We start from the raw sequence: 7,196 nt of genomic DNA, 5'->3' as shown, positions 1-7,196 counted from the left end.
TGGGTTGGGAATCAGATCTACCTGCTCTCGGTGCTCCTCGCCCATAACCTCGGCCGCGAGCTACAGATGATTGCGCATCCCCCTTCACGCGTGACCCTGAAGAAACGGCCGGCCTTCTGGGTATTCGAACGCCTGGATACGTTTCGGCGTGTCCATATAGATGTGCACGAAGCACTTGAGATACTCTGCCATGAGAGCCGGGGCGCAGCACCGGGTCACACGGCCATGCCTGGTCGGGACCAGCAGCGGTCGTCTGGCCGGGGTGTGAGTGGCCGCGGCCGGGGGTTCGCTATCGATGCGTGCCCCGATCCATCTCGTGCCCCTCCTCGCAGATCCAGCAGTGGCACGAATGATCTCGATGTGCCATCATCTGTAACGCTATGGCATACCTCACATCGCCCACGGAGGTACAGCTCGCCCCCAGGGGCGCCTGGTCACCCCGGCCCAGCTTTGGCGGTTGCTCGGTTTCGATCTCGGCGACACGCTGGTCGCCCGCCTCGAAAACGGCCGGTTGATCCTCGAGATACGGGAGGCGATCCGGCGCCGCCTCAAGGACCGCTTTGCCCGCCTGCCGGTGGGAAAGAGCCTCGCGTCCGAATTGCTGACCCAGCGCCGCCGAGACGCCGAAATGGAAGAAAGCCGGTGAAGGCGGTGCTCGACGCCTCGGCCCTGCTCGCTAGCCCATCTTTCTCAACCCACCTTAGGAAATGCCGAGTTTTCGAGGTTTACCCTTCGGGAAGGCGCATAAACACTCGGGGTCGAGTTTCGAACTGGCTGTAGTGTAGACCAAGTGTCTTGTCAGCCGCCGGGTTTTGCATACAATGGGGCGGCATTATGGATTTGCGATGCAACCGGCGCTTCAAAGACGGCAAAGAGCACTGCTACTGGAACATTGTCGAAGCCAAGCGCTGTGCCGATGGTAGAGTGGTGCAACGCCAGGTCCTGTATCTGGGTGAGATCAACGACAGCCAGCACGAGGCTTGGTGCCGGGTGATCGAGGTGTTTGATGAAGACACGCGACGGCGCACGCAACTCGCGTTATTTCCCGTCGAGCGCGAGCTACCCGAACACGCCAAGGCTTATAGCGTCCAGGTGCGGCTGGACGCCATGCAATTGCATCGGCCGCGGCAATGGGGCGCCTGCTGGCTTGCCTGCCGGTTGTACGAGCAACTTGGGCTCGATCACTTCTGGCAAGCACGCCTGCCGGATAGTCGAGAAGGCACCCGTTGGCGACACATTGTGCAGACACTGGTGGTTTACCGCTTGCTCGATCCCGGCAGCGAATGGCGCCTGCACCGATTGTGGTTTGAGCAAAGCGCGATGGCCGATCTGCTGGGTGCAGACTACGCGCTGGTAGAGAAGAATGCGCTGTATCGTTGCCTCGACAAGCTGCTGCCCCACAAACGCGCGCTGTTCCATCATCTGACCGGGCGCTGGCAGGACCTGTTCGGCGCCCGTTTCGAGATCCTGCTCTACGATCTGACGAGCACCTACTTCGAATCCCCGCCGCCGCAGGACGAAAAGGACAAGCGCCGCTTTGGCCACAGCCGCGACAAGCGGCGCGACTGCGTGCAAGTCGTCATTGCCTTGATCGTGACCCCGGAGGGTTTCCCCATCGCCTACGAAGTGCTGCCGGGCAACACCGCCGACAAGACCACGCTCAAGATGTTCTTGCAGAAGATCGAAACGCAATACGGAAGAGCGGAACGGATCTGGGTGATGCTATGTTGAGTACTCAGTTATGTGGAGTTGGTGGTCCACGACACAGGTTTGTCCGGGGGATCACGGTGGATGTACTCTACATAACTTACCTACATTCGACGCAACCGACCTATCAGATCAGCGCCGTTGATGAGCAGGCGACCGGCACGCGGTGGCCCGAGAGTCTCTGGGAAAACCTGGGCAAGTGCTTGGCGTTTGAGATCGAGGTCGGCTCGCGCGTAGCGCATGGTGGTGTTGAGGCTCGCGTGGCCGAGCCAATGGCTGATCGTCGCAAAATCGACCCCGGCTTTGAGCAGATGGATCGCCGTGCTGTGGCGCACCGAATGCGGATGGATGCGTTTGTCGCGAAGCGTAGCGACCTGCTGGCCGGCGGCGGCGATGTGCTTGCGTAGGAGATACCAAACGCCGAATCGAGTGAGCGGCTGACCGCGCACATTGGTGAAAAGCGGCGCATCGGCGGGGTCGGTGGTCGATGGCCGTGCCGTCTTGATCAGCTCGCGCAGCAGCCGGGCGGTGGCGGGCCAAATCGGGCACAGTCGCACCTTGTTACCCTTACCTTGCAGCCGAACTTGGCATGGGGGGTCGAGCCGTATGTCGCGGCGCCGTAGGTTCAGCACCTCTTGAACGCGGGCCCCGGTGTTGAACATCAGGGCAAAGAGCGCGTAGTCGCGCTGGCCGGCTGGCCGTGACTGGTCGATGCTCTTGAGCAGTACGTCGATCTCGGCGCTCTCCAAGTACTCGATCGGTGCCTCGCCTGCGCCGCGTCGGAACGGGACCGCGAGCACGCGTTGGAGGTAACCCAGGTACTCGGGCCGTTGGGCCGCGAGGAAACGCGCAAAGGCGTGGATCGCACCGAGGCGTGCATTGCGGGTCGCGATGCCGTTGTGCCGATCGGTCTCGAGGAACGCCAAGAACTTTGCGACGCGCTCAGCATTGAGATCAGCGACTTGCAGCTCCTCGACCCGTCGGTTTGCATCATGCGCCACGAACTGCAGTAGTAAGACCAAGGCGTCGCGGTAGCTGTGGATGGTGTGCGGACTCATTCCGCGCTGCGCCGGCAGATAGTCCTCGAAGAACCGTAGGATCCCCTGGCCAAGTTCCGTCGGTGGTACGGCCTTCATGGCTGACCTCCTTGAACCAACCGTCCGAAGCTGCGCTCGAAGCGCTCACTGGCACACGCCACCACGGCCGGCATCCAGCGTAGGTAATAGGCGGTCGAGATAATCGATACGTGTCCCATGTAAAGCGCGAGCTTGGGTAGGTTCGCCTGCACGTCGCCTTCTTGCTGGTACCAGTGTAAAAGCGCCTGGACTGCGAAGCTATGACGGATATCATGGACACGCGGGCAGCGACCCTCGCTGTCGTGCACACCGGCGGCATCGAACAGCGCGTGTAGGGCTTGGTACAATCCGTTTGGGCTGTACGGACGCCACCCATGACGTCGACTACACAGGAGCGGCGCGCTGGGGCGCGCATCCACTCGATGCTCCCGGCGGATCCGCAGATAGCAGCGCAGCTCCGCGCAAGCAGATGGCGACACGGGGACCCATCGCGACTTATGGAACTTCGATTCTCTGATATGTAGCACGCCTGCCTGTGGATCGATGTCGTCCAAGGTCAGCCGTAGCAGTTCCCCAAGACGCAGTCCTGTCGTGTAGAGCAGCACGAGTGCCACGCGCATGACTGCGGGTCGGAGCGGTGAGCTTTGAGCCGGCCGCAAGGCCGAGGCGAGTTCCAACATTCGGGCGATCTGGTGAGGTTCGATGAGGCTCGGCAGCGCATGGGGGATTGGCCGCGCGAAGCCGGCTGGGTCGGGCAGGAAACAGTCCGGTTCCGAGCGGCGTCGGTAGCGACAGAAGTTGTGCACGACGCTCTCATACGTATAGCGAGAGTTGGGGTGGAGGTGGCCAAATGTGCCGCGCCAGTCATCGAAGGCCCGCTGATCGAGGTCGACGGCGTGCCTTTCGACCAGAAATCGGCGCAGCCTGCGCAACACCCACTCTTCCTGCTCACAGTCTCGGCCGAGTGAGCGGCGGTGCGCGAGATAAGCGGCAAGCGTTGTATCCAAGCGGGCTAAAGGGCTTATGGTACGCATCATCGCCCCCTATCCCTGGACCGGCCTGGGTACCGGCAATGCGACATCGCGCAACATGTTGGTATCGAGACGCAGGTACAGGCAGGTGCTGGCGAGGCTGCGATGCCCGAGCAGATCTCCGATGACTTTGACGCCGACACCGCGTGTGAGGAGTCGCATCGCAAAGGCATGGCGCAGGCTGTACGCCGAATAACCGTCGATCGGCAGGCCGCTCTGTTCGGCGCGCTTGTCGAAGACATCGGTCACGGCGTAGCGTGTCAGGGGCCCGGCCGGACAGCGGGCACGCAGGAACAGCTCCGGGTGACTGCTACGGGATCGTCCCTGAGCCAGATAACGGCGCAGGACCGACACTGTCTGCTCGGCGAGCGGTAACACCAGCGTAGACCGGGTCTTGCACTGCTCGGCCTTGAGGGTCCTCATGGCCCAGTCAATGGAATCGACGCGCAAACACACCACCTCGCAGGGTCGCAGTCCGTAATGCGCCAGCAGATGCAGGAGGGCGTAATCGCGCCAACCCGACTTGCTTGACCGATCGATCGAGCGGAGCAGCGCCTGGACGAGCGACCAGTCGAGCGCCCGCGGCGGCAGCTCATCGTGATAGGCGCGCGGCGTATCGATCACATGGAGCGGTAGCCTGATCCTGTTGCGGTCGTAACAGTAGTGCAGAAAAGCACGCAGATGCGCGACTATATGTTGCAGGCGCTGGCGGCTGATCCCCTTGCTGGCGAGCGCCAGATAGCGCTCGACGTGCGCATGGGTCAGAGAGCCGAGATCCTGGCCTGACGGTAGCGCACGGTGCAGAAAGTCGGTGACGGTCCTGTCATGATGCTGGACCGTCTCGCTTGCCAGCCCGCGTAGCTCGATGAGGTGTTGTCGGTACTCCCGACAAAGTTGCGTGAACGGCTCGTCGACAGCCGGGGACGTTAGTCGTCCTTGGGACAATAGGAAGCGTTGGTAGGCACGCTGCGTGGCCCGATACAGCGCCGTGCGTTTCCGAGCCGTGCAGTCTGCGCCAAATCCCCTGTCCAGTTGGGCAACAGTGTACGCCGAGCCAGGCTTTGCGCGTGCTATCCGTTCAAGCGAGCGCTTGAGCCGAAACAGATGACCGCGGATGCACCCGCGGCCGTAACCCATGGCCTCAAGCCAAGAATCGAAGTCTTCAAGGTCCTGAGCAAATCGAGATTGTTCATAAAGCGGGTAACCGCGGGGGAAAAGTTGGCGAAGCATGATGACCTCCGAACCGGTAGATACGGAGGTAATACGTTACGCCGGACCGATCAGTTATGTGAAGCAAACGCCTTGGAACTCCGGTTTGTGCAATCGAGTAACCACTATCACTCCACATAACTGAGTACTCAACATAGCATCACAGATGTCGAGCTCGACATCTGTGATGGACCGCGGCATTCCCACCGAGAAAGTGCTCGAAGACATGCGCACGGCCGATCCGCCGGTGTACTACCTGGTCGGCACGCCGAGGGGCAGGCTCACTCGACTGGAACGAAAGCTTCTACCCTTGACCTGGCAAGCGGTGCGCACGGGTGTCAGCGTGAAGTTGTTACCGCAGGACGGCGAACTATATGTGTTCGCCGAAAGCCGCGATCGCATCCACAAGGGAAGCCAGGGCCAGGGATTGGCCCTGCTTGGCGCGCCGAGGATGCAGCGCGCCATGCGCCAGCGGCAGCTCAAGGGGCTGGTGCAGCGCCTCAAGCAACTGCAGCAGATGAAGTTCAACGACACGCGCCAGTTACTGCTCAAGCTGGGCGAGGCCAAGGGGCGTTATCGGGCTGCCTGGCGGCTGATCAAGGTCGTGTTACCGAAACCTGCGGCCTCAGAGACCCCGCCCCAACCCGCGACCTCCGGTGCCACGAACGAACTCCGCAAGGCCCAACCGATCTTCTCCTTCCGGCTCGATCGCCACAAGCTGCGACAGGTGCGCCAGCGCGAGGGGCGCTACTTACTGCGCACCAATCTGTGTGGGCGGGATCCGGAGGATCTCTGGCAATTCTACATCCAGCTCACCGAGGTCGAGGCGGCGTTCAAAAACCTCAAGGACGATCTGCAGCTTCGCCCCATCTACCATCAACTCGAAAGGCGCATCGAAGCGCATATCTTCGTCGCCTTCATGGCCTACTGCCTGCACATCACCTTAAGGGCGCAACTCAAGCCGTTGGCGCCGGGTCTCCCCTCGCGTGCCGTGCTCGACAAGCTCGCCAGCATCCAGATGCTCGATGTCCACTTCCCGACCACCGATGGCCGCATCCTGATCTTGAGTCGCTACACCGAACCCAACCCGGACCAGCGACTCTTGCTGGAACGGCTTGGCCTCACCCTGCCACCGCAACCGCCCCCGCGAATCACCGCCGCCGGCCAACTCGTACACTGAAGCGATCCAGCCCATTTGTAGTGGAGACCTTTTGACCGCGTAGCCCAATCTATGCGCCTTCCAGGCTGGGTACCCCCTCCAGTTGAGAAAGATGGGCTACCGGCGCCCATTGCCCTTGATCGGTGTTGCTCGAACAAAGCACCTCGATGCAGACCCTCGGGCGCCACGTAGCATTCGTTCTCATCTCTTATCGTTCTGTAGGTCTCTCCCGACGCCCACGTGACCTTGGTCCCCTTGCGGGTCTGAATGGCACATTCAGCAAGGATGATCCCATCCTTTCTATGAAACCGTAGTAGTATCGCCGCAATCCCCCTTCGAGCGGATCTGCGCCACCCGCTGATGTTTCAGAACTATGGCATGGCGAAGCGGCGGGTAGCGAGGCGGACGCCTGTACTACCGCGCTGGTTTCACCTCAAGCGGAAGACGCAGCGCATCGCTAGCCTCTGACCTATTGGGGGTAGATCGGGCTGACAGCCGGTCCTGAGACGAGACATAACGCACTAAATATGTTATGAATCCATCGATCGCACGACGAGTGTTTAGCGACGCCGACGAGGTGTTGAATAAGGAGAGGAACATGGCGATCGGGATGCCTAGTCGGCGTATCGCCTTCTACGGACCATGGTCGCGACGGCGATCATGGGCTATGCGGCGGGGTTCACGGATATCGCCCACGCCTTGGCGCCTAGAACACGGACCGCGGGCCCGGGGGTGCGGACGTGGAAGGAGGTCTTTCTGGGTCTGCTCGGCGAGACCTTTGTCGTTGTCAGCGAGGATCGCAAGAAAAGGGTACGGATGAAATTATCCGATGTCTATGACATCTATGAAACTGCCGAGACCGAACAGTTTTCTCTGGTGTTTCGCGCGCCGCTCGGGGCGAAGCTGCCGAAGGGCATGTATAGTATACGCCACCGCCAGGCCGGCAAGACTACACTGTACTTACAGCCTAGCGGTGCGGACGAATTTAACCGCTATTATGAGGCGCCTTTTAAC

The 7,196-nt window shown here is 61.1% G+C and carries 5 protein-coding genes and 2 pseudogenes; 4 read left to right on the top strand and 3 right to left on the bottom strand.

The genetic code is table 11. The features are described from left to right. The first annotated feature begins 380 nt into the window (after positions 1 to 380). Positions 381 to 646, top strand: a pseudogene (locus M3436_18045) (AbrB family transcriptional regulator). Between the two features lie 188 nt (positions 647 to 834). Continuing rightward, positions 835 to 1,722 (top strand): annotated as a pseudogene (locus M3436_18040) (IS1634 family transposase). A gap of 89 nt (positions 1,723 to 1,811) precedes the next feature. Here the strand turns inward: M3436_18040 and M3436_18035 are convergent. The 3 genes from M3436_18035 to M3436_18025 are packed head-to-tail and all read right to left on the bottom strand — an operon-like array spanning position 1,812 to position 5,044. Continuing rightward, a complete protein-coding gene (locus tag M3436_18035; GenBank protein MDQ3565911.1) occupies positions 1,812 to 2,843 on the bottom strand; it encodes a site-specific integrase in 1,032 nt (343 codons plus the stop codon). Then, a complete protein-coding gene (locus tag M3436_18030; GenBank protein MDQ3565910.1) occupies positions 2,840 to 3,820 on the bottom strand; it encodes a tyrosine-type recombinase/integrase in 981 nt (326 codons plus the stop codon). The genes M3436_18035 and M3436_18030 overlap by 4 nt, the downstream gene beginning before the upstream one ends. A gap of 6 nt (positions 3,821 to 3,826) precedes the next feature. After that, complete coding sequence (locus M3436_18025; GenBank protein MDQ3565909.1) at positions 3,827 to 5,044, bottom strand: site-specific integrase; 1,218 nt, start codon at positions 5,042 to 5,044, stop codon at positions 3,827 to 3,829. A 166-nt stretch (positions 5,045 to 5,210) separates the two neighbouring features. Here M3436_18025 and M3436_18020 point away from each other — a divergent pair, with 166 nt between their 5' ends. Both M3436_18020 and M3436_18015 read left to right on the top strand, forming a co-directional pair. After that, positions 5,211 to 6,203, top strand: a complete 993-nt coding sequence (locus M3436_18020) for an IS1634 family transposase (protein MDQ3565908.1) — start codon at positions 5,211 to 5,213, stop codon at positions 6,201 to 6,203. Between the two features lie 621 nt (positions 6,204 to 6,824). Further along, on the top strand, positions 6,825 to 7,196 hold a 372-nt coding region (locus M3436_18015), incomplete at its 3' end, for a hypothetical protein (protein MDQ3565907.1).

Source organism: Pseudomonadota bacterium (assembly GCA_030859565.1).
Lineage (GTDB): Bacteria > Pseudomonadota > Gammaproteobacteria > JACCXJ01 > JACCXJ01 > USCg-Taylor.
This window is presented reverse-complemented; position numbering and strand designations above follow the sequence as displayed.